The sequence below is a fragment of the Vibrio sp. RE88 genome, assembly GCF_013113835.1.
Classification (GTDB): Bacteria; Pseudomonadota; Gammaproteobacteria; order Enterobacterales; family Vibrionaceae; genus Vibrio.
Genome location: NZ_VTYQ01000003.1, coordinates 119,313 through 136,905 on the forward strand (window position 1 = coordinate 119,313; position 17,593 = coordinate 136,905).

Below are 17,593 nucleotides of genomic sequence, written 5' to 3' on the forward strand. Positions count from 1 at the left end.
TCAAATATAAGCTCTTTATATGAATAGATCCCCACAACGCAATCGTTTTACATTTTAGGCCCTCGAGCATTAATTGATAAAACTATATGTAACTCCAAATAAAATTAAACAATTAAACGAATACGCGCCTCTAAACAAAACTCACTATACTTGCACGCTCTGCTAAAGCTATGAGGCCATGATTTTGATACCAAGGAAAGTAAATAGCCCTCCGGTCACATAATCCATCACCACTGATATTTTCTGATAGACGGATTTCGCAGAACGATGAGAAAAAGCAACGGCTAGAAACAGGTGCCAAACTAACGTAATCAACGACATCGTCATCATGATCACGACCATCATAAGAAGTGTTAATTCTTGTGGCATGGATACCGAAAACAAACTCACGACAAAAAAGCCTGTTTTGGGGTTCAAAATACTGGTTAAGAAAGCTGAAAAGAACACCTTTTTTTCGGAAGGCGGGATGGTGACACCACTATCCAGTTCTTTGCCGCCGCGCTTACGTTGCAATGACTTATATATCTGGCTAAAACCAAGGTATAGGAGATACATCCCACCGATGACTTTTAGCACTGTAAACAGTTGTGGGAAATGAGAAAGCAACAGTACGAGCCCAGATCCACCCATAAGTCCCCAGAGCATTACAGCAGCACTGACCCCTAACGCAGAAAACATTGCCAACTTACGCTCGTATTGCAAAGACGTATTGATGGTCAATAAAACATTGGCGCCCGGTGTGATGACTGCAAGCATCCAAATGACTGCGACATGAGCAATGACTAGCATGTATTCCATCGTTTATTCCTTTCTGTCCAATGCGCCGAATGGCCTCGTTATCCTACTCCCTTAACAACAAGGCCTCAAGGCGTTCAAACGATGCGATGTTAGGTTTTAACCATGGATTTGTTGGGAGAGTAGAGGTTTAGTAAATTCCCGCTCAACATCAATAGAGCACCTAGTAGCAGAGAAGTTTCAAACGATTCCGAGTAAAGCACAATACCGACTGCTGCGATGACTGGTAGCCTCAAGAAGTCCATCGTTACGACCACGCTGGCCTCAGCATGTTGCATCGCTTTCGTAATACAAAAATGGGCGGTCAACGCGGTGATGCCTACAACAGTAATCCATACCCATTGCCAACCTGACGGAAGCTGCCACTCCGAAAGAGACATACCTAGGCCAATAGGAAGCTGAATTAAACACATCAAAAACAGTATCGTTAGCGGATGCTCAGTTGATGATAAGGACTTCGTTGTCGCATGTGCAACGGAGTAACCTATCGCCGCCCCTAAAACAATAATGGCAGCGAGATTAACGATATCGGATCCAGGCTGAACAATCATCCACACGCCTGCGAAACCGAACGTTATTGCACTCACTTTCCGGACATTGAGCTTTTCACCCAGAAATAAACAAGCGATCAATAAGGTCCACAGAGGAACGGTAAATTCTATGGCAAATACTTCGGCTAAAGGTAGCAAGCCGATACCAAAAAACCAGCCATACTGACCGCCAAAATGGAAGATATTCCTCAGCATATGTAGGCCCATACGCTGAGTTCGAAACAACCTAAACTGCCCAGATTTAATAATTAATAAAGAGACAATAATCAAACCAATCAGGCTGCGAAAAAACAGGACTAGAAAAGTGTCAACGTGGCCACTTAATTCTCTGGCTCCAACTGCCATTAAGCTAAAAGAGACCAGAGCACCTGTCATCCAAATTGCAGCCATCGTCATTTGTTGATTCCTTAATCACTCGAGCACACTACCCGACGACAGCTATATCATACTTTCAGGAAGCTCAACAGGAGGAAAAATCTGGCCTTATCAGTCACTCTAGGACATTTGGATCGTCGACTAAGCCCTACATTTCTTGATAAGACTGAATAGTTTTCAGCGCTTTTGAAAGGTTGTTTTTGCCATTGAAGTCATGCACAACCGCGATAACATCACAGCCTGATGCGGTTCCTGCCTCAACGCCTGCACAGGAATCTTCAAACACTAACGTTCGCTCTGGAGAAGCATTGAGCTTGTTCAAGGCAAGTTGATAGGCTTCAGGGTCCGGCTTGTGCTTTGTTACGTGTTCTTGTGTTATCACCACATCAAACATCCCACCTAGCTGTAGGGACAGTAAAACATTATCCACCATCCAAGTGGCCGCAGAACTGACTACCGCACACTGCTTACCAGCTGATTTTAGATTTTCCAAATACGCTTTTGCTCCCGGGTTAAGGGTCAGATTCTCATCCAGCAATCTCTCATAATGAGCTCTAAAGTGCTGGTTAAACTCCTTCAACTCCGGCGCAATGTTCGCATGTGAGAAAAAATGCCCGGTTACTACTGGCCAACTTTCTCCCATCACATCTTTGTAGATATTAAAATCGACTTCGGCGCCGTAATCCTTACACGCTAGAGCTAAAGCTTGGCCTTTAAGTGGTTCTGAGTTGACTAAGGTACCGTCCATGTCGAACAGGTAAACATCGTAATCTTTCAAACGCTACTCCATGTTTGATTTTATGGTAAATCTCGTAATTTCCTCGCAGGGTTTCCTGCATAAATCCCTTTTTCTGTGATGTCTTTAGTCACGACACTACCCGCACCGATCACGGCTCCATCACATATGTTGACAGCAAGAATGGTCGCGTTTGACCCCACTGTCACATGGTTGCCGATGTTTATTCGCCCCCAACTATTAGGATCGGGGTCAGGCTGACCTTCTTTGAACAAGTCATTTGCGAACATCACACCATGCCCAATGAAGCAATCCTCACCAATCTTCACGTACTCGCAAATAAAACTGTGAGATTGAATCTTAGTGCGTGCCCCAATAACAGTATTCTTCTGTATTTCAACAAATGGCCCGACAAACACACCGTTTTTCAATGTGCATCCATATAAATTGGAGGATTCAACAATGGTGACATCGTCCCCAAACGTCACATCCACAACCTTGGCTTGTAATATTCTCGGCACGCTCAAGTTCCTTACTGAAATATCGCATCTTCAATAGGACACCAAAGTGATAGAAAAGGTTCGAACTGTTTGAAAGGAATAATTTTTTTAATTGGCCGGGAATAAGATCTACAAAGCCTCCACCCACTGAGAGCGCCACTCTGGTGCTGGATAATTGTCAGGCCAAAACTCGAGTTGTTTTGCAATAAGCCCGTTCACCACAGTATGAAATGTGATCGCTCTGGCGCTCTGAGTACCATCTGTTATCGACACGTCAGTAACGACCGTCTCACCTTCGCAAACTGTCGAGTGAATCTCAAAAGTCCAGATACCGTGACTTGGATAGTTCGTGTTGAGCGTGGCGAAGTTATCTCGTCCAACAATCTTTTCTGACGATTGCGGCCATACGCCTTCAAAATCTTCGCTTAACCATTCGCTGGCCTTGTAAAAATCATTACTTTGCATCGCTTGCCAAAAAGCGGTCACGACTTCTTTTGCATTCATTTTTTACTCCATTAAAACAAAGTGTGCTCGTGATATCAGGAGATTAGAGTTCGAGGTAGAGTCTCAACATATCCTTGTGTTGGATACCATCTTCAAAAATCGGCTCTGGGTAGTGGTTGAGAAAATGGTCTTTCCATACCGAATCCACGCGGAAACCGAGGCGTTGATAAAACTTGAGTTGATAGCCAAAACATCCTGTTCCCAACTCAACACGCTTTACACCTGAAGACTTAAGTTCTCTTAGAGCAAACGCTAGCAAGTGGCTGCCTATTCCTCTCCCATGGAAGGTTGGCAAAACAGAAGCATTCATTAACTCCACCAGCGATTGGCTGCGTGGCAGCATAACCATGACACCAATAAACTTTCCCTCATCATCCTCGGCAACAAAACATTGAGATTTGCTTAGATACGACTGAATGTTTTCTTCGCTTGGGTCCGCTTCAAATAATAGTGGAACTGGTACATGTTCAGACGCTATCTGTATGTATTTCATAACCGACTGCTCGCTCTCTACAACTGAATCCAATATCTTGCCAAAAGGTTGGGAAACACTTTACCCATAATAATGTTTTCTAATTGACCACCATTCGCTTCAATCACTTTTCGGGATGGCCAATTATCATCATCTGCAGTCACAAGTGCGCTAGATATCCCCAGTTTACGAGCTTCCGCCAAAGCTAACTTCAGCATCATTTTACCGTTACCTTGGCCTCGGAAATTAGGGGCGATGTCATACCCGATATGGCCAGCTTCTGAAGAAAGAAATTCATTTTCAATATGATGACGAATACGAATGGCTCCACGAATACTCTGATTTTCATCAATCAACCAGAAATGGCTACAAGGGACGTAACCCGGATTTAAATCAATGCCCAAGGATTCATTGGAAAGTCTATATACGTAGCGCTCGATATCACTCTCACCTTCCGCATAGTAATCTGCGTTCTCAGGATCATTGTGCTTGAAATCTTGGTAGAATCGAGAAAATGCCTCTTTGAACTGCGATGAAGGGGGGATTAATCTCATCAATTCTATTCCTCACTCTCAGAATTATTTTTTAGATCATATTGATAGAAAACCACTCGATGTTCATTCGTGGACTGTTTTACAAAGCCAAGCTTTTCTAAAAGTTTCAACGACGCAATGTTTGACTCATCAACACCAGCGACGAGCTCTCTCCAACCACTTTTGTTCGCAATGGAGTCAATAAACCCAGCAAGCAGCTCACTAGCCAACCCTTGCCCCCAGTACTCTTCTGCGAGTAAATAGCCGATATGAGCACTACCGCTGTCTTGATAGACAAATACGAAACCTGCTAACGCACCATCGTTAGCTCTCACTACATAAAGCACGCTTTCATCATTCATTTTGCTTAACCAGCTCTCTGCTGATTCATTAGACCTGACTTGGTGAAAGTACGGTGGTAAATTCTCAACGACCTTTTCTGTCAAGGTTGCTTGAATTTCAGATAGAAAATGAGCATTGCGGTCACCATCTTTAAACTGCTTTATGGTTAACCTGTTTGTACGATATGCTTCCACCGGAACCTCCCTTACTCTTAAGCTCATCTGTGTTTACGGTGCTTTTTAGCTAGCCTTTCGTTGCCCCGTTTGTAATTGCCAGTGACTCTCGCCATCAGTTGCTGTTGGTCATGATTTGAGAGCGTGCTGACCTTTGAAGCGAATTCAGATGCCTGTTTTCCACGCAATATGGTAACAATCTTTCCGTTACGCAAAATCCTCAGTTCAGTCCGAGTTTTCTCAAAGGAAAAGCCTAGGTCAGATTCCATATTAGTGCTCCTCAACTTCAAACTGGGAAGCGACTCGTCTACCCCACCCGTTTGCTAATTGCTGAATATCCTCAATACCATAGGGTTGACCTTCAATCATGCGTAGTGCAAGTTCTAAACTCTGTGATTCTTTTGGATAATGGCGTAATACGGCTTTTGCACACGACGTTATCTCCACGTGCCAACTGTTATCCTTTTCTGCGATCAAGGTGTAAGCGCTACGGAGAATCTTCTTAGCCAACATTTTACCGATATACTTTTTGTTTGACTCATTGAGCTCATTACATGCTTGGCTAATGAATGATGAGAGATCACTGTTGAGAGCAAAACCGATTTTCCGGCCTGGTTGTAACCGATTGAATTTCTGGGACAAGTCGTCACCTAACACACAACAACAGCAGTGTTTTAACCAAAACTGCCAGTGATAAATTTCATTTGGAGAAAGAATTGCTTCTAGATGGCCAGGATCGAAGTCTATCTTGCTGAAAATAGTTAACTCTAGCTCTAATTTTGATTTGGTGGCCTTAAGTTTTCGTTCGGTTTCTTGGTCCAAAGGCTTATTGAAAACAATAGATAAGTCTAAATCAGACTCAAGCTCAACCGCAGTGCCCCTAGCTACACTCCCATATAGATAAAGGCTATGAATTTTGTCTGAAAAAGTGTCACGTAAACAGCTAACTACATGGTCAACTGACTGCCTAAACGCGGGCTGAATATAGGCGACTGAACAATGATTAAGAATGTAACCTTGCTCGTCCAACCCGTTATTCATTGGTTTCATCAAGTTTGTCACGCCATTCTTGTTGTAATATTGCCATAACTACCGTGTCCCACCAGCGCCCTTTAAAATACCTGCTCTCTTTGAATACCGCTTCTCTGCGCATACCCAAGTCTGAGCAAAGCTTTAGTGCAGCACGGTTTTCCTTAATCGTTTCAGCGTATATCCGATGCACATTAAGCGTACTAAACCCATAATTTGCCAAAGCCGTCGCGGCTTCATAAATCAAACCACTTCCCTGAAATGAACGTGCTATTCCACATCCCATTGATGCATTATGCTCATCTTCCAATCTCAAGCATACCGTACCAATAAAGATACCTTGCTGTTTATGCTCTATTGCAAGTTGGTAACTGCTTCTTGGTATTTCAGCAGCCTGTTTAATAAACAATTTGGTCAATTGACGGTATTTTTCTGCTTTGCTGTCCGCTTCGTCATAGAAACGTTGATACTTTTCGTCTTGAGATATCGCCACAAACGCGGCTTCATCTTCTAGCGACATGTCTCTGACAACAAGTCTTGCTGTTTCTAGCCTAAACAATTGCTTTCCCTAAAGGTGCTTTTCCATAACAAAATTTGTCAGTACCTGACCACGCATCTCAACCTGTTGCTCTTTCACTACTTTAAACCCCATCCGCTCATAGAAAGGACGAGCAGTAATACTCACCTCCGAGTAGAGGCGGCTGATACCCTTGTCATTCGCAGCCTTTAACACATGCTCCATAAGCGCCCGACCAACGCCCTTACCCTGGAAAGCGTGATGACAAAAGAAATGATCCACTAACCCGGAATGTTGCAAATCGGTATACCCCGCGACTTGCCCGCTCATTTCAGCGATGTAAGGGTTAATTTGGGACATTTTGTTTTTCCACTTTTCAATGTCCCATCCTTCCGGAGCCCATGCTTCAACCTGTTCTTGAGTATAATGTTGGCGATTTACATTTCGGACGGTGTAGAAATACACCTCCCAAAGCGCTTTAGCATCTTCTGGCTGATATCGACGAATAGTAATCATAGCGCTCTCCTTAGGTTGCAGGTCTTTGTTATAACATAAAAAAAGCTCGCTAATCATTAGCGAGCTTGGATCAAACTTTTGCTCAGTTTGGCTAAAGGTAAGTCACAGATTACATAGACTTAGCTACGTCATGCCTTAGAAGGCTCTCGACAAATACTCTCACTAAACCATTCAGCGATGGCACGAGCTCGCCCAAGGTCTTCTTCTTCGCTAACAGGAAGATAAGCAAAGCCTCTAAACTCAAGCTGCATGTAGCGAGCAGTAAGCTTAAAAGGTTCAATAAAACAATCTGGTAATTCATGATTGTAGCCAGTCGAGATAACAGATATTCCCTTACCTTTCAGCTGGCGTCCAAGTTGCTTTTCTATGGTCAACAGATCTGACAAGCGATCGAAGAACACTTTCAGTTGTGCCGACATGGAATACCAATAGACAGGCGAAGCGAACACAATGTGATCATAGGTGGTAAGCATGCGAATCAAAGGAATAAAATCATCGCTGCGATTTTCGTGTAGATAGTCATAATAAGAGAGTTGGTAATCCGCTAAATCAAACACCGTAGCATTTGTCATCTCAACAAATTTATTCACTAAGTGACGCGTATTACCATCTGTTTTTGACGTACCCAAGACCACTGCTACCTTCATTAGAATTCCCTCTAGTTTAGTAAGCTAGGCCGTTTTTTCGGTGAAATGTCCGCAATCGCTACATTTATAACCGTGTTTATAGAAAAACAGCGGAAAGCCTAAAAGAATAAAGACTAAAAAAGCGGGTCGCTTACCTTTGGTAAACGGCTCTAGTTTTAGGCTACCACAGTTAGGGCAATGATCTTGTGAAGTGGAACTTTCTTCAGAGCATAAAGCATCAGAATAGTCGGTATTAATGATAATGGTCGCTTGCTCGGCATCCTCTTCCTGAACCATTAAACGAACTCCGCCAATCGCATTTGAATAGAGCCACTGGGTGTTAACGGTATATTCGTCAGCAATATTGCTTTCAATTCCAGCGGCTTCCAAGCTCGCTTTCGCAATATGAGCCTCATGAGGGAAAGAAAAACGAGCTACAACTACCATACAACCTCTCTTGTGCTAAACCATCACTCTTCGCATGCCATTTTTTTCGGACGTGTCACAGTCAGCTAACTCCAACTCGTACTCTGCTCTGGCACTTTCACTCAAATAGACCGCCATACCTTCAAATAGGTTCCATAGCTCTTGGCCATATTTCAACTTAAACTCTTCGCTTGCTAACACCAACTCAAGTTCATTGGCAACGGTCAACTCACAAAACTGGTGTAACTGCTCTTCCGTCATCTCGAATACCGAGCCCGTAAATCGGTCACGAAACTCGATGAACAATTTAGAATCAAACTGAGGAAACACATAGTCTCTGTCGCAAGAGCAATAGAGATAAACCAGATCTTCTGCTTCTCGACCAATAACCGCGGCGATTTCACTTCGCATTTCCAGTGAGACCATGCTCTCATCAAATCCAGCGGTTCCGTATGCTGCATGGAAGAGGCCAGCGCTCCTGACAGTTTCACTCGCCTGCCATTTTGCCAGCAAGGACTCTGTTCCAACCAAGTGGGATTCAAGCGAACCGTTTAAGTGCTGAAAGTCACCCGCCCCTAGAGATTTCAAACGATCAAAGTGTGTATTCATAATTGATTTCTTTTTAGTTTAATCAGTAATGACCTTAGACATGTTGTAACCAGTGACCACAAATCCCAACTCTTCATATAGCTTCCGAGCCCGCTCATTGTTGAAGGCAACGCGCAATTTAATCTGTTTAATACCGACATCTTTCATTTTCGCTTCCAAAAGCTCGATAGCCTTACTACCTAAACCTTGCCCTCGAAAGGCTTCCATAACGTAAAAGTCGTAGATAAATGTCGACCCTTCTTTTTGATTAACGCAATGCCACAAGTAACCTGCCAATATTGATTCGCCCTCTTTTTCAGCATCGATGCACAGCAGCGACTGGCCGTTTGTCTCAACACCATCGGGAAAACAACGCTTCAAAGCCTGATGAGCGAGCTCAAGAGACTTTTCAGCAGCGTGGCCTTGATTCTCTGCAATATCCTGCGCATAGGCCTCGGCAGCATATTGATAAAAATCCGCAAACTCTTCCGTTCGCATTTCTCTCAGCTTAACCATATTTATCTTTTAACCTCGACCACAAACTGGTGTCATCATGATGTGTTGAGGGCCAACAGGGCCACCTAAGTACAACTCGGTCGTATCAGTGAAACCACTACTCAAATAACATCGATAGGCGGGCTCGTTTCGACAGTTCACCGTGAGATAAAGCGAGTTGACTTGTGGATAGGTTTGACCAACGTACTGGGGAAGCAGTTTAAGTGCATCACGTGCAATACCTTGCCCCTGTAGATTACGATCAATCAACAATGCTCTGATTCCAATACCGCCTTCCGGGCAGAAACTGAATTTCTCAGCATAGCCTATATCAAGAAGAAAGAAGCCCACGGGCTGATCGCCTTTCATAATCACGTAGGGATGTTCACTTTCTTTCAATTCGGGGATCATTTCACCAATGTTATCAACGGTAAACTGAGCTTGTTCAGGTGTAACGCTTAATGCATGTATAAGGTGTGCTTTTTCAGCACTGTACTTTTCTATAGAAATCATAATTATCCGAATAATTTTTCCAACCAAACGGAGCTGATATAGCTTCCGTTTTTCTTTGCATAGGAATCAAAAACACCCACTTCTTGGAACCCAAATTTCTTATGCAAAGCAATTGAGGCCTCGTTTGGTAAAGCAATACCAGATAGCGCACGATGAACACCCTGCAGCTTTAACTCCTCCATAAGTGCTTGATATAATGCAGAGCCGGCACCTTTTCCTTTTGCGTCAGATGAAAGATATATCGTCACTTCTACTGTGTCTGCGAACGCCTCAGATGATCGGTATGGTTGCGAACAGGCAAATCCAACAATGTTTCCCAGATGCTCTGCTACCAATAATTGATGCTTAGTGTTTGGTGAAAATTGTTCAAACCAATTTAAACGGTTTTCTAATGTAAAAGGTCTTTCTTCGAAGCGAGCATTGGTGTTGGCAATGTAATAGTTGAAGACATCGGTGATTGACCGAACATCGCTGTGAAGTGCAGTTCTAATCTTCATTACTGAACCTCCATAGACTTTGCATCAATCGAGAAAGTTACCAAACCATCGCATTCTCCATACAGGTTGATACCAACCTCTCGCTGCATTCCAAGTTTGTTCAAAATGGTGGCCGAAGGTTTGTTCGCTTCCAGAGATACACCATATATTTTCTCATGCTTACCGAGTTTAAAGGTTTCTCGTATCAATGCCTCGGATGCTTCAATGATATACCCCTTCCCCTGATACTCTGGCAGTAGCGCGTATCGGATATCACTGAACTCTGGGTTTTCACATACTTCAACGCCTGCGTACCCCATCTTTCTAGTTGGATTTTCTCTGTAACAGATGATGTAGGAACCAAAACCATACTGCCTCCAGTGCTCTACTCTGTTGGCGTGATGCTGCAGAATTTCTGGTTCTGAATAAGCCGCTCCCTTTGGCAGGAACTTGGTTAAACTATCTGAACTTAGTACTTGCCTGTAGACATCAACATCTGTCTCTTCAACTGGCTTTAATATCAAGCGTTCCGTATACAACATATTCCCTTTACCCTGACATATTTGATTCGAGCGCTCAGCTCAATCAAAGATCAAATTCAGCATTGTGTAGTTTGAGCACATTCACCAGAGGTTCTTCCCACCCCAGACAAAGCTTAAGCTGTTCGACAATAGGCTTCACCTGAGCTTTATCAACATTTATCTCTATCTTAAGCAAGTCATAATTCTCTACTCGACCTTTATCGCCGAACACCGGGTTAGCACCGTCCAGTGCACGATGAGAGCCCGTCATGGCGCCAAACGCCCAACAGTGGTCGTAATCACCAATCTTATCGACACCAGATTCATGTAGTGTGCTCAGAACTTGTGCCTTTTGGGCAGGTTGGCAAAAGATTTCTAATTTATACATCTTGTCATTCTTTTAAATCGTGGATTCCACTTCAATCCTAAACGGCTCACAAGGCGTGCCTTGATGGTACTTCAACTGCCATTTTTCACCCGTAAACACCCAAATTGACGAACGTTTGGTATACAAACTTGCGCTTCCCTTAGAATCAACCCAAGCAGATTTATACAGCAGCAATTGAACAGAAGGTTCAAGCGCAATACATTCAAATGATTGTGAATGTATCTTGCCTGTTGAAGGCTCCTCGTTCTTCATCAGCTCTAAGATCGATTGCAGATCAAAGCTTCTGCCTGAGCGCCCCACTTCAACGAAATCAGGATGGAGTAAACGCATAACCTCATGTTCGTTCTGGCGGGTTTCATATTGTTGAAGCAAGAGTTCTTGTTCAATGAGGCATTTCATCTGCGTAGTACCTGTCATCACATGCCTTTCAATAGCCTGAAGATATCACTCCAGACTGCCATATGAAACACGTCAATTGATAAAGAAAACTTAACGCACATTCTTCACATACCTTTATTTGCAGGCCCCGTCCCTATAAAATACGCAAAACATTTATCAACACGGATACCCCATGGCAAAACTGACTCTGCAAGAACAAATGCTGAAAGCTGGTTTAGTGAATGAAAAGAAGCTAAAGAAGGCCAAAAAAGGTTCAAAAAAATCACGCGTACAAGCTCGTGAAGTAAAAGCCGCAGTCGAAGAACAAAAACGTCAACAGCAAGAGCGTGATAAAGAGCTAAGCAACCAACAAAATGAGCAGCGTCTGAACAAAGAAATTCAGTCGCAAATCAAACAGTTTATCGAGATGAACAAAATCGATCAGAAAGATGGTGATATTAAATACAACTTCACCGATGGAACGCTCGTCAAATCCCTTTACGTTGAATCGATTATCCGCGAACAACTTATCAAAGGTATTCTTGCTATCGCCCGTCATGAAGATGGTTATGCGGTGATCCCCGGGGTTGTTGCAAACAAAATTGCACAACGTGATGACCAGGTCATCATTGAGCTCAAAGAGCCAGAATCAGACGTGCCAGCCGAAGACGATCCATATGCAGACTATGTAGTCCCAGACGATCTGATGTGGTAAAGAAAAAAGCCACTCGGTAACCGAGTGGCTTTTTAACTGGCGTTATGCGAGCTATTTATCGCAGGGTTTGTACTATTTTCCCTTTGCCATCCTTAAAATGAACTTCTGCGTGCGCGCCGTTAAAGAGTGCCAAGTTAGGCGGTAGATGACCTATATCCACGTCATATAGAACAGGCACATTTAAGTCATTGGCAACAGAAAGGAAAGCTTCACTAGACGTTATTGCTTTTCCACAATTATCTAAAACCGCGTTTCTTCCAAACAACAGTCCACTAATCTGTTCAAAAACACCTTGGTACTTTAACCCTTGCAAAGCGCGCTTTAACACTGTCGGTGGCATCTCTGCATTCTCTAAATACAGAATCAAACCGTCATTTGGATAGCATTGTTTAAAGCGCTCAAGATCGAGATACTCTGTCCCAATCAGGTGAACCATAGTATCAAAGCAGCCTCCTATCAGACGGCCACTAAAACTCAACTCTTCAACATCACCTACCGCTTTCCACTGAGTTCTCTCTGTTTTATTTAAGCAGCAATTCGGCTGAGTTTCGAAAGACTCACCAGCAACCTGATAAAAATCAGAAGAGAGCTGCGTGATTTCAGCCCCAGCTTTGGCTGTCATAACATTCAAGGTGTTTGCGGTGAGCTCGTCAGTTTCAAGTGGGTTTAACTCCATTAAATTGGAGCCATGTAAAGTCGACCAACCTAATTGCGTGGTAAGCACTGAGCTGATAGTACTCACGTCAGAAAAGCCAAATACCCATTTTGGCTTAACCTGCTTCAATTTTTCAAAATCAAGGAGAGGCAGAAGATCCATCGCAAATTCACCCCCCCAAGGTGGAGCAACCGCCGAAATGGAGTCATCGCACAAGAACTTCATCAACTCTTCTGCTCTCATTGATGGAGTCGCACTCACATGCTTTTCGTTTTCTCTTAGGCAACGGCCTTCGATTACACTATATCCAAGGCTTCGAAGGTGTTCCAAGACGAGGTCTAAACGTTGGTGACACCCTGAAGGAACACCCGAAGAAAAAGCGGTAACAGCGATCTTATCCCCTTTCTGTAGAGGCTCTGGGTATTTCATAGTATTCCTATTTTATTATTTATTTTTTCTTGCCACTAAATATAAGAAAATTGATCAAACTAAAAAGACTCATCAGAGACTTCACTCAAACCTGAGCGACTGGCGATCTCCGATGCAAAACCGTCGATGCTCTTTTGGTTCTTCTTCAGCCAATACTTTTCAATCCCCTCAGTCCCCTGCTTTTCGGACCATTTTGCCAAATCTTCTCTGTCCCCTTCGTAACTAAAATATGGCACGGACATACCGCACGAAGATTGAACCATATTGATATCAAGGATAAATATCTGTCGAGCAGCAACGCTTTCGGGAAACAAACTGGCGTACTTTTCCCAATCCGCATCTTTGTTATGCAGCACACTTGCTTGGCCGTAGGCTCTTAAGATTAATGGAGCGCCTTCAAATGCACAAAACATGAGGGTCATGCGTGGATTATTCAGCACATGTGCAGCCGACTCATTACCGCTGCCGGTGAGATTAAGCCAAGCGATTTGGGTTGGGCTGATGACTCGAAGTGAATCACCGCCTTTTGGCGACAAGTTCACACTGCCACTATCCGCTGCAGTGCCAACAAAATAGAGTTTTTGTTGCTCAATAAACGCGATGTGTTTATCCGATAACTCTGAAAACTGTTTTCCCATGTGCTTCATCTCCAATACGTGCGTTCGACATCAGAATACACTAATGTGATAAAGCACTGGAAACAAGAGAATATCGAGCACAATCAGCTCAATACCTTATATATTGAGCGCTGATAGTAGGACGTGTTTTCGCGTTTAATATGGGGAGTAAAAAGTAACCGCTACAAGTTTATCATCACTTCTTTGGCATCTTAACTAACGCTATTTAAGATACTCGATCACTTCTGTTTTGATTTGTTCCAGAATTGCCATTCCCCCTTCTGACTCAGTGTTTATTTCGACCCAGCCATCTGTACCCATAAACTCAGCTTCTTCATAGTTAATTTTTTCATCGCTGTTATAGGCAATAAGCTCACCACGTAATCGAAAAGTACCTAGTGACGTTTTTAACCGCTTAATCGCAAATTCCATTTCACTTCCTTTTCTGTAGACGTCTAATAAGACGAACCGTCGATTTTTCTTATTGGAATGTCTTGGAGTATAACACCTTCCGCCATACACATATTGATGGCAATGATTGCCTTATCGCATTTCGGCGTTGTCACATAGTGTGTTATACATCCGCAAAGTTGACAGCGATGAAACTCGACACATTTATCTCCCCAAATATAGTAAATGGTCGGCTCTTCAACACATGTAACGGCTACCTCAGAAGGTGAATAGTAAGCCCACAGTGCAGCGTAACGACGACAGATTGAGCAATTACACTCTCCCATTTCCGATGGGACGCTCTGGGTAGCTAATTTCACATTCCCACAATGACAACTGACTTCCATAATTTCGCCCTTTCCAATTCAGTGTGTATTTATAAGCGCTGATAAATGACGGTATGCGACAAAAATAGCATTGAATAACGTTCATTAATTCTAAAACGATATTCAAATTCTTGATCATCAAGCTTTTGCCACCTTTGGTCGAAGTAGCCATTAATGTCATCAATACCTTCTGACGGTGTTTTTAGATGTTTGTCGTTCCACTGATAAGTGCAAGACAGAACCAGCACACCGCCATTTGAGACTCTCGACATCAGATAATCCACCACTTGCTTGGGGGATTCACATTGATCAAGCACATTTAGGCAGACCACCAATTCGCATTGAGGGATAGCTAACTCATCAGAAGCTGGGGTGTTAAAGGTTTCAACAACCAATGGTAAATACTTGTTAGATAAAGAGGTGGTATCAAGCTCCAAGTCAACACCTTCAGTCGCCAACGCCCTAAATCGACTTACCCCTGGCGTCAGCAGAATATCCGTGAAGGCATCAAGCAAGCGACGAGATGGCTCAACAAGATAAACTCGCTTTAACTCTTCACATGATGAAACCAGCTCATAATTAGCGCGCCCACACGCTGGCCCCACTTCCAATAAACTTTCTGGGGTTATATTGTGTTTAGATAGTTGTTTGACGACGGCCTGCGCTGCCTGAATGCTGTAATTCGATTGAATGAATTGCGTAGGTACATTTTGACTTTTTGGCCTCTTAGCCTCTGCGCCTAAACACTTGTCTATCCATGAAGCTTCGATATAGGAAGCCAGCCATTTTTCCGTAAGATAAAAATCGTCCATTATTTCACTTATTCTTCGACTTAATATGAGATGCACCTGACCGTACCATGCGATTCAAATACTCAGTTTTTTATAGTATTAGGCGAGTTCGAGGTCTCTTTGCGAAATGTATTGGTCATGTATGTCGATCACGGTTTGCACATCGTCATGTGGCCTGTGCTCTCCGTACGAGGTGAGATATTTCGCCGAGGTCGCATTAGCAGAGGCAGCATTGTATTTTCCAAGCCATTGTTGGAATTCATTAATACTGGATTGCTCTGATCGTGGAAAGCGACTCGCTGGTCTAGGCATACCAATTCGCCATGGCTTTGGTGTCAGCCGCGCTCTAAAACACTCTTGTTTCTTGCATAGACGCGTATACAAAGGGTCTACATGCAGGTCACTAAACAGAGTGTCGACAAACGTGTCTTTCGGTGCATAGGTTTTGTTTGTCAGAATGAATCGCAGGCCTGAATGCGTTTCGTAGACTCTAAAAGAAAGATCTGGGTGGCTTCTCTGGTAGGCTTCTATCGTCGCCAAATAGTAGTTTTTGTCCTTTTTTTCACGACCGAACATCTGCAAAAATCGATCAACAAAACTTGGAGCGAAGACATCAATATCACCGAAAACAACATTACTGGTATTTAGAACGGCAGCACCGTATCCGTTACGGCTGATGATCGCTAAAGGCTCCCCATTCTTACCTTGGCGCTCTTCTAAGATTTCTTCTTTAACCACTCCCGTCCAGTATTCGTAATCGTCCCCTTTTTCATGATGACCTTCGAAAAAATCACTCATTGAACGCAGTCGATCTTCTGCGTTAATCGCTGCTTGCTCTGGGCTCTCATTAGATGAACCCCAAACGGAAAGCTTCTTTTGCCAAAAGATGCCCGTCTCATTGATGACTTCTTTTTTTTCCCAATATCTAGCGAACTTCATCTTTGCTCCGTTGATAAATATCTACACCTACATGACGTCACTCTCTTCGTCTTTCTGCTGAAAAAAGCCAAGAGTGATTGGTCCTTTGCTAGACACTTATATGAAACTAAAGCTTTCTCTACAAGTAGTTATATTGATTTATAGGCTTGAATCTCAAATTATCTATCGGACTGAAAAGACAAATACGTATTTTTGAAAAGGCCTAGCTTCAAAGGAGTTATCCCACTGTATTACTGCAAAGTGAGTAGGTAGTAACCTCCGAGAGAATCTTCGGCTTTTGATTGACGGACAAATCCTTGGGACTGATAAAATTGCAGCGCAGACTCATTGCGTGACATGCATTTTAGACTAAGTGTGGGGTAGCGGGTTTTAGCCAGTTGCAATAGATGAAAGCCAACACCTTTTCGGATATGCTCTGGTGAGACATAGAGGTGGTGAATAAAATTTTCGGGTTCCCATATTGAAATAAAACCTGCGATATCTTCCCCGATTATCGCGACCCAGATTTGCTCGCCTTCGACATCATTGTCGAAATCTGACAATTGATAGCCATCGGTGGCTAACCAAGTGAAACTGGCTTGTCGTGATTTAAGATAAAGGTTTCGAAGTGCAGGAAGAAACGCGTCCTGATAGGGCTCAATTAAGATAGGGTCTAACAAACATTCTCTCCAATCCCCAGAGGCTATGTACAAATAGTAGACACAGTTCTCCAACCGCGCCTACTCGATTAACGTGGTTACATTACACATTCTTGAGCTGTTTTCGCTTGCTCAATGCCTTTTTCAATCAAGGATACCGCGCCTTCACTATTCACTGACGATATCAACTTATCCATCAACTCAGACGCAGTAGACTCCGATGATGCTTCGACTAAACAGCTGTATGCATTCGCGATATGCTCTTTGGCATCAACCAATGCTTGTGGGTTGCTGAAGTCAACTGTCATTGCTTCTTCGACAGACACCGCCATTGCCTTTGCTGATTCTGTTGCGTCACCAAATTGCTCTAGATTGAGCTGTTCTAAATCGAAAGACTCGACTTGCTGCTGAATATCGTCCACCGCTTTATTCGCAGCTTTTTGCGCCTGATCGATCGCTTTAGTTGCGTCATCACATCCAGCTAGGGCACCAAGCATCATCATTACGGTCAGCGTTTTTTTCATGTTTTACCTTTAAGAATATTCAGTTACAGGGCAATTTTAAAACAGTGATATTCGA

30 protein-coding genes are annotated in these 17,593 nt (G+C 43.3%); 1 reads left to right on the top strand and 29 read right to left on the bottom strand.

The window, feature by feature from the left end:
• Positions 1-168 precede the first annotated feature (168 nt).
• The 21 genes from F0265_RS06450 to F0265_RS06550 form a co-directional block, all read right to left on the bottom strand.
• On the bottom strand, positions 169-798 hold the full coding sequence (locus tag F0265_RS06450; RefSeq protein ID WP_171748267.1) for a LysE family transporter: 630 nt from the start codon (positions 796-798) through the stop codon (positions 169-171).
• Positions 799-887: 89 nt separating this feature from the next.
• Entirely contained in the window at positions 888-1,742 is an 855-nt protein-coding gene (locus F0265_RS06455; RefSeq protein WP_171748268.1) for a DMT family transporter, read from the bottom strand.
• A 127-nt stretch (positions 1,743-1,869) separates the two neighbouring features.
• The gene (locus F0265_RS06460) at positions 1,870-2,499 is read right to left on the bottom strand and encodes an HAD family phosphatase (protein WP_171748269.1); all 630 of its coding nucleotides are present in this window, start codon (positions 2,497-2,499) and stop codon (positions 1,870-1,872) included.
• A gap of 20 nt (positions 2,500-2,519) precedes the next feature.
• Positions 2,520-2,984 carry an acyltransferase gene (locus F0265_RS06465; protein WP_171748270.1) on the bottom strand — a complete coding sequence of 155 codons (465 nt, stop codon included), beginning with the start codon at positions 2,982-2,984 and terminating at the stop codon, positions 2,520-2,522.
• Positions 2,985-3,086: 102 nt separating this feature from the next.
• Positions 3,087-3,461, bottom strand: coding sequence for a nuclear transport factor 2 family protein (locus F0265_RS06470; RefSeq protein ID WP_171748271.1), 375 nt, complete (start codon positions 3,459-3,461; stop codon positions 3,087-3,089).
• 43 nt (positions 3,462-3,504) lie between these two features.
• The gene (locus F0265_RS06475) at positions 3,505-3,954 is read right to left on the bottom strand and encodes a GNAT family N-acetyltransferase (RefSeq protein WP_171748272.1); all 450 of its coding nucleotides are present in this window, start codon (positions 3,952-3,954) and stop codon (positions 3,505-3,507) included.
• Positions 3,955-3,971: 17 nt separating this feature from the next.
• Complete coding sequence (locus F0265_RS06480; RefSeq protein WP_171748273.1) at positions 3,972-4,487, bottom strand: GNAT family N-acetyltransferase; 516 nt, start codon at positions 4,485-4,487, stop codon at positions 3,972-3,974.
• Between the two features lie 5 nt (positions 4,488-4,492).
• Positions 4,493-5,002, bottom strand: a complete 510-nt coding sequence (locus F0265_RS06485) for a GNAT family N-acetyltransferase (RefSeq protein WP_171748274.1) — start codon at positions 5,000-5,002, stop codon at positions 4,493-4,495.
• A 23-nt stretch (positions 5,003-5,025) separates the two neighbouring features.
• Positions 5,026-5,250: a hypothetical protein gene (locus tag F0265_RS06490; protein WP_171748275.1), complete on the bottom strand. Its 225-nt coding sequence runs from the start codon at positions 5,248-5,250 to the stop codon at positions 5,026-5,028.
• Between the two features lies 1 nt (position 5,251).
• Positions 5,252-6,031, bottom strand: coding sequence for a nucleotidyltransferase domain-containing protein (locus F0265_RS06495; RefSeq protein WP_253809363.1), 780 nt, complete (start codon positions 6,029-6,031; stop codon positions 5,252-5,254).
• Positions 6,015-6,569: a GNAT family protein gene (locus tag F0265_RS06500; protein ID WP_171748276.1), complete on the bottom strand. Its 555-nt coding sequence runs from the start codon at positions 6,567-6,569 to the stop codon at positions 6,015-6,017. The genes F0265_RS06495 and F0265_RS06500 overlap by 17 nt, the downstream gene beginning before the upstream one ends.
• 9 nt (positions 6,570-6,578) lie before the next feature.
• Positions 6,579-7,043 (bottom strand): GNAT family N-acetyltransferase, encoded by a 465-nt coding sequence (locus tag F0265_RS06505; RefSeq protein ID WP_171748277.1) that lies wholly within the window; start codon positions 7,041-7,043, stop codon positions 6,579-6,581.
• Positions 7,044-7,171: 128 nt separating this feature from the next.
• On the bottom strand, positions 7,172-7,690 hold the full coding sequence (locus F0265_RS06510) for an NAD(P)H-dependent oxidoreductase (RefSeq protein ID WP_171748278.1): 519 nt from the start codon (positions 7,688-7,690) through the stop codon (positions 7,172-7,174).
• Positions 7,691-7,714: 24 nt separating this feature from the next.
• Complete coding sequence (locus tag F0265_RS06515) at positions 7,715-8,116, bottom strand: DUF2007 domain-containing protein (RefSeq protein ID WP_171748279.1); 402 nt, start codon at positions 8,114-8,116, stop codon at positions 7,715-7,717.
• Between the two features lie 15 nt (positions 8,117-8,131).
• The gene (locus tag F0265_RS06520) at positions 8,132-8,704 is read right to left on the bottom strand and encodes a DUF6817 domain-containing protein (RefSeq protein ID WP_171748280.1); all 573 of its coding nucleotides are present in this window, start codon (positions 8,702-8,704) and stop codon (positions 8,132-8,134) included.
• Between the two features lie 18 nt (positions 8,705-8,722).
• Positions 8,723-9,199 carry a GNAT family N-acetyltransferase gene (locus F0265_RS06525; protein WP_171748281.1) on the bottom strand — a complete coding sequence of 159 codons (477 nt, stop codon included), beginning with the start codon at positions 9,197-9,199 and terminating at the stop codon, positions 8,723-8,725.
• Positions 9,200-9,208: 9 nt separating this feature from the next.
• A complete protein-coding gene (locus F0265_RS06530; protein WP_171748282.1) occupies positions 9,209-9,691 on the bottom strand; it encodes a GNAT family N-acetyltransferase in 483 nt (160 codons plus the stop codon).
• Between the two features lie 2 nt (positions 9,692-9,693).
• The gene (locus F0265_RS06535) at positions 9,694-10,188 is read right to left on the bottom strand and encodes a GNAT family N-acetyltransferase (RefSeq protein WP_171748283.1); all 495 of its coding nucleotides are present in this window, start codon (positions 10,186-10,188) and stop codon (positions 9,694-9,696) included.
• Complete coding sequence (locus F0265_RS06540; RefSeq protein WP_171748284.1) at positions 10,188-10,709, bottom strand: GNAT family N-acetyltransferase; 522 nt, start codon at positions 10,707-10,709, stop codon at positions 10,188-10,190. Before F0265_RS06540 ends, F0265_RS06535 begins: the two co-directional genes overlap by 1 nt.
• A gap of 43 nt (positions 10,710-10,752) precedes the next feature.
• Positions 10,753-11,076, bottom strand: a complete 324-nt coding sequence (locus F0265_RS06545) for a hypothetical protein (protein WP_043007740.1) — start codon at positions 11,074-11,076, stop codon at positions 10,753-10,755.
• 12 nt (positions 11,077-11,088) lie between these two features.
• Positions 11,089-11,475, bottom strand: coding sequence for a DUF4440 domain-containing protein (locus F0265_RS06550; RefSeq protein ID WP_171748285.1), 387 nt, complete (start codon positions 11,473-11,475; stop codon positions 11,089-11,091).
• A gap of 172 nt (positions 11,476-11,647) precedes the next feature.
• Between F0265_RS06550 and F0265_RS06555 the strand changes: the two genes are divergently transcribed.
• On the top strand, positions 11,648-12,169 hold the full coding sequence (locus tag F0265_RS06555; protein WP_171748286.1) for a DUF2058 domain-containing protein: 522 nt from the start codon (positions 11,648-11,650) through the stop codon (positions 12,167-12,169).
• 55 nt (positions 12,170-12,224) lie between these two features.
• Here F0265_RS06555 and F0265_RS06560 read toward each other — a convergent pair whose 3' ends face one another.
• The 8 genes from F0265_RS06560 to F0265_RS06590 form a co-directional block, all read right to left on the bottom strand.
• Entirely contained in the window at positions 12,225-13,253 is a 1,029-nt protein-coding gene (locus tag F0265_RS06560; RefSeq protein WP_171748287.1) for a S66 peptidase family protein, read from the bottom strand.
• A 59-nt stretch (positions 13,254-13,312) separates the two neighbouring features.
• On the bottom strand, positions 13,313-13,891 hold the full coding sequence (locus F0265_RS06565) for a pyridoxamine 5'-phosphate oxidase family protein (protein ID WP_171748288.1): 579 nt from the start codon (positions 13,889-13,891) through the stop codon (positions 13,313-13,315).
• A 201-nt stretch (positions 13,892-14,092) separates the two neighbouring features.
• Entirely contained in the window at positions 14,093-14,302 is a 210-nt protein-coding gene (locus tag F0265_RS06570; RefSeq protein WP_171748289.1) for a hypothetical protein, read from the bottom strand.
• Positions 14,303-14,325: 23 nt separating this feature from the next.
• Complete coding sequence (locus F0265_RS24565; RefSeq protein WP_253809365.1) at positions 14,326-14,667, bottom strand: aldehyde-activating protein; 342 nt, start codon at positions 14,665-14,667, stop codon at positions 14,326-14,328.
• 29 nt (positions 14,668-14,696) lie between these two features.
• On the bottom strand, positions 14,697-15,458 hold the full coding sequence (locus F0265_RS06575) for an SAM-dependent methyltransferase (protein ID WP_171748290.1): 762 nt from the start codon (positions 15,456-15,458) through the stop codon (positions 14,697-14,699).
• A 78-nt stretch (positions 15,459-15,536) separates the two neighbouring features.
• The gene (locus tag F0265_RS06580) at positions 15,537-16,376 is read right to left on the bottom strand and encodes a hypothetical protein (protein ID WP_171748291.1); all 840 of its coding nucleotides are present in this window, start codon (positions 16,374-16,376) and stop codon (positions 15,537-15,539) included.
• A 230-nt stretch (positions 16,377-16,606) separates the two neighbouring features.
• Positions 16,607-17,035: a GNAT family N-acetyltransferase gene (locus F0265_RS06585; protein ID WP_216607804.1), complete on the bottom strand. Its 429-nt coding sequence runs from the start codon at positions 17,033-17,035 to the stop codon at positions 16,607-16,609.
• A gap of 77 nt (positions 17,036-17,112) precedes the next feature.
• Positions 17,113-17,538 (bottom strand): hypothetical protein, encoded by a 426-nt coding sequence (locus tag F0265_RS06590; RefSeq protein ID WP_171748292.1) that lies wholly within the window; start codon positions 17,536-17,538, stop codon positions 17,113-17,115.
• Positions 17,539-17,593: the final 55 nt, after the last annotated feature.

Excerpts from the sequence above, each read along its gene's own strand:
- F0265_RS06450 (WP_171748267.1), bottom strand. The coding sequence starts at position 798 with ATGGAATACATGCTAGTCATTGCTCATGTCGCAGTCATTTGGATGCTT.
- F0265_RS06455 (WP_171748268.1), bottom strand. The coding sequence starts at position 1,742 with ATGACGATGGCTGCAATTTGGATGACAGGTGCTCTGGTCTCTTTTAGC.
- F0265_RS06470 (WP_171748271.1), bottom strand. The coding sequence starts at position 3,461 with ATGAATGCAAAAGAAGTCGTGACCGCTTTTTGGCAAGCGATGCAAAGT.
- F0265_RS06475 (WP_171748272.1), bottom strand. The coding sequence starts at position 3,954 with ATGAAATACATACAGATAGCGTCTGAACATGTACCAGTTCCACTATTA.
- F0265_RS06480 (WP_171748273.1), bottom strand. The coding sequence starts at position 4,487 with ATGAGATTAATCCCCCCTTCATCGCAGTTCAAAGAGGCATTTTCTCGA.
- F0265_RS06490 (WP_171748275.1), bottom strand. The coding sequence starts at position 5,250 with ATGGAATCTGACCTAGGCTTTTCCTTTGAGAAAACTCGGACTGAACTG.
- F0265_RS06495 (WP_253809363.1), bottom strand. The coding sequence starts at position 6,031 with ATGAAACCAATGAATAACGGGTTGGACGAGCAAGGTTACATTCTTAAT.
- F0265_RS06505 (WP_171748277.1), bottom strand. The coding sequence starts at position 7,043 with ATGATTACTATTCGTCGATATCAGCCAGAAGATGCTAAAGCGCTTTGG.
- F0265_RS06510 (WP_171748278.1), bottom strand. The coding sequence starts at position 7,690 with ATGAAGGTAGCAGTGGTCTTGGGTACGTCAAAAACAGATGGTAATACG.
- F0265_RS06515 (WP_171748279.1), bottom strand. The coding sequence starts at position 8,116 with ATGGTAGTTGTAGCTCGTTTTTCTTTCCCTCATGAGGCTCATATTGCG.
- F0265_RS06520 (WP_171748280.1), bottom strand. The coding sequence starts at position 8,704 with ATGAATACACACTTTGATCGTTTGAAATCTCTAGGGGCGGGTGACTTT.
- F0265_RS06525 (WP_171748281.1), bottom strand. The coding sequence starts at position 9,199 with ATGGTTAAGCTGAGAGAAATGCGAACGGAAGAGTTTGCGGATTTTTAT.
- F0265_RS06530 (WP_171748282.1), bottom strand. The coding sequence starts at position 9,691 with ATGATTTCTATAGAAAAGTACAGTGCTGAAAAAGCACACCTTATACAT.
- F0265_RS06535 (WP_171748283.1), bottom strand. The coding sequence starts at position 10,188 with ATGAAGATTAGAACTGCACTTCACAGCGATGTTCGGTCAATCACCGAT.
- F0265_RS06540 (WP_171748284.1), bottom strand. The coding sequence starts at position 10,709 with ATGTTGTATACGGAACGCTTGATATTAAAGCCAGTTGAAGAGACAGAT.
- F0265_RS06545 (WP_043007740.1), bottom strand. The coding sequence starts at position 11,076 with ATGTATAAATTAGAAATCTTTTGCCAACCTGCCCAAAAGGCACAAGTT.
- F0265_RS06550 (WP_171748285.1), bottom strand. The coding sequence starts at position 11,475 with ATGAAATGCCTCATTGAACAAGAACTCTTGCTTCAACAATATGAAACC.
- F0265_RS06555 (WP_171748286.1), top strand. The coding sequence starts at position 11,648 with ATGGCAAAACTGACTCTGCAAGAACAAATGCTGAAAGCTGGTTTAGTG.
- F0265_RS06560 (WP_171748287.1), bottom strand. The coding sequence starts at position 13,253 with ATGAAATACCCAGAGCCTCTACAGAAAGGGGATAAGATCGCTGTTACC.
- F0265_RS06565 (WP_171748288.1), bottom strand. The coding sequence starts at position 13,891 with ATGGGAAAACAGTTTTCAGAGTTATCGGATAAACACATCGCGTTTATT.
- F0265_RS06570 (WP_171748289.1), bottom strand. The coding sequence starts at position 14,302 with ATGGAATTTGCGATTAAGCGGTTAAAAACGTCACTAGGTACTTTTCGA.
- F0265_RS24565 (WP_253809365.1), bottom strand. The coding sequence starts at position 14,667 with ATGGAAGTCAGTTGTCATTGTGGGAATGTGAAATTAGCTACCCAGAGC.
- F0265_RS06575 (WP_171748290.1), bottom strand. The coding sequence starts at position 15,458 with ATGGACGATTTTTATCTTACGGAAAAATGGCTGGCTTCCTATATCGAA.
- F0265_RS06580 (WP_171748291.1), bottom strand. The coding sequence starts at position 16,376 with ATGAAGTTCGCTAGATATTGGGAAAAAAAAGAAGTCATCAATGAGACG.
- F0265_RS06590 (WP_171748292.1), bottom strand. The coding sequence starts at position 17,538 with ATGAAAAAAACGCTGACCGTAATGATGATGCTTGGTGCCCTAGCTGGA.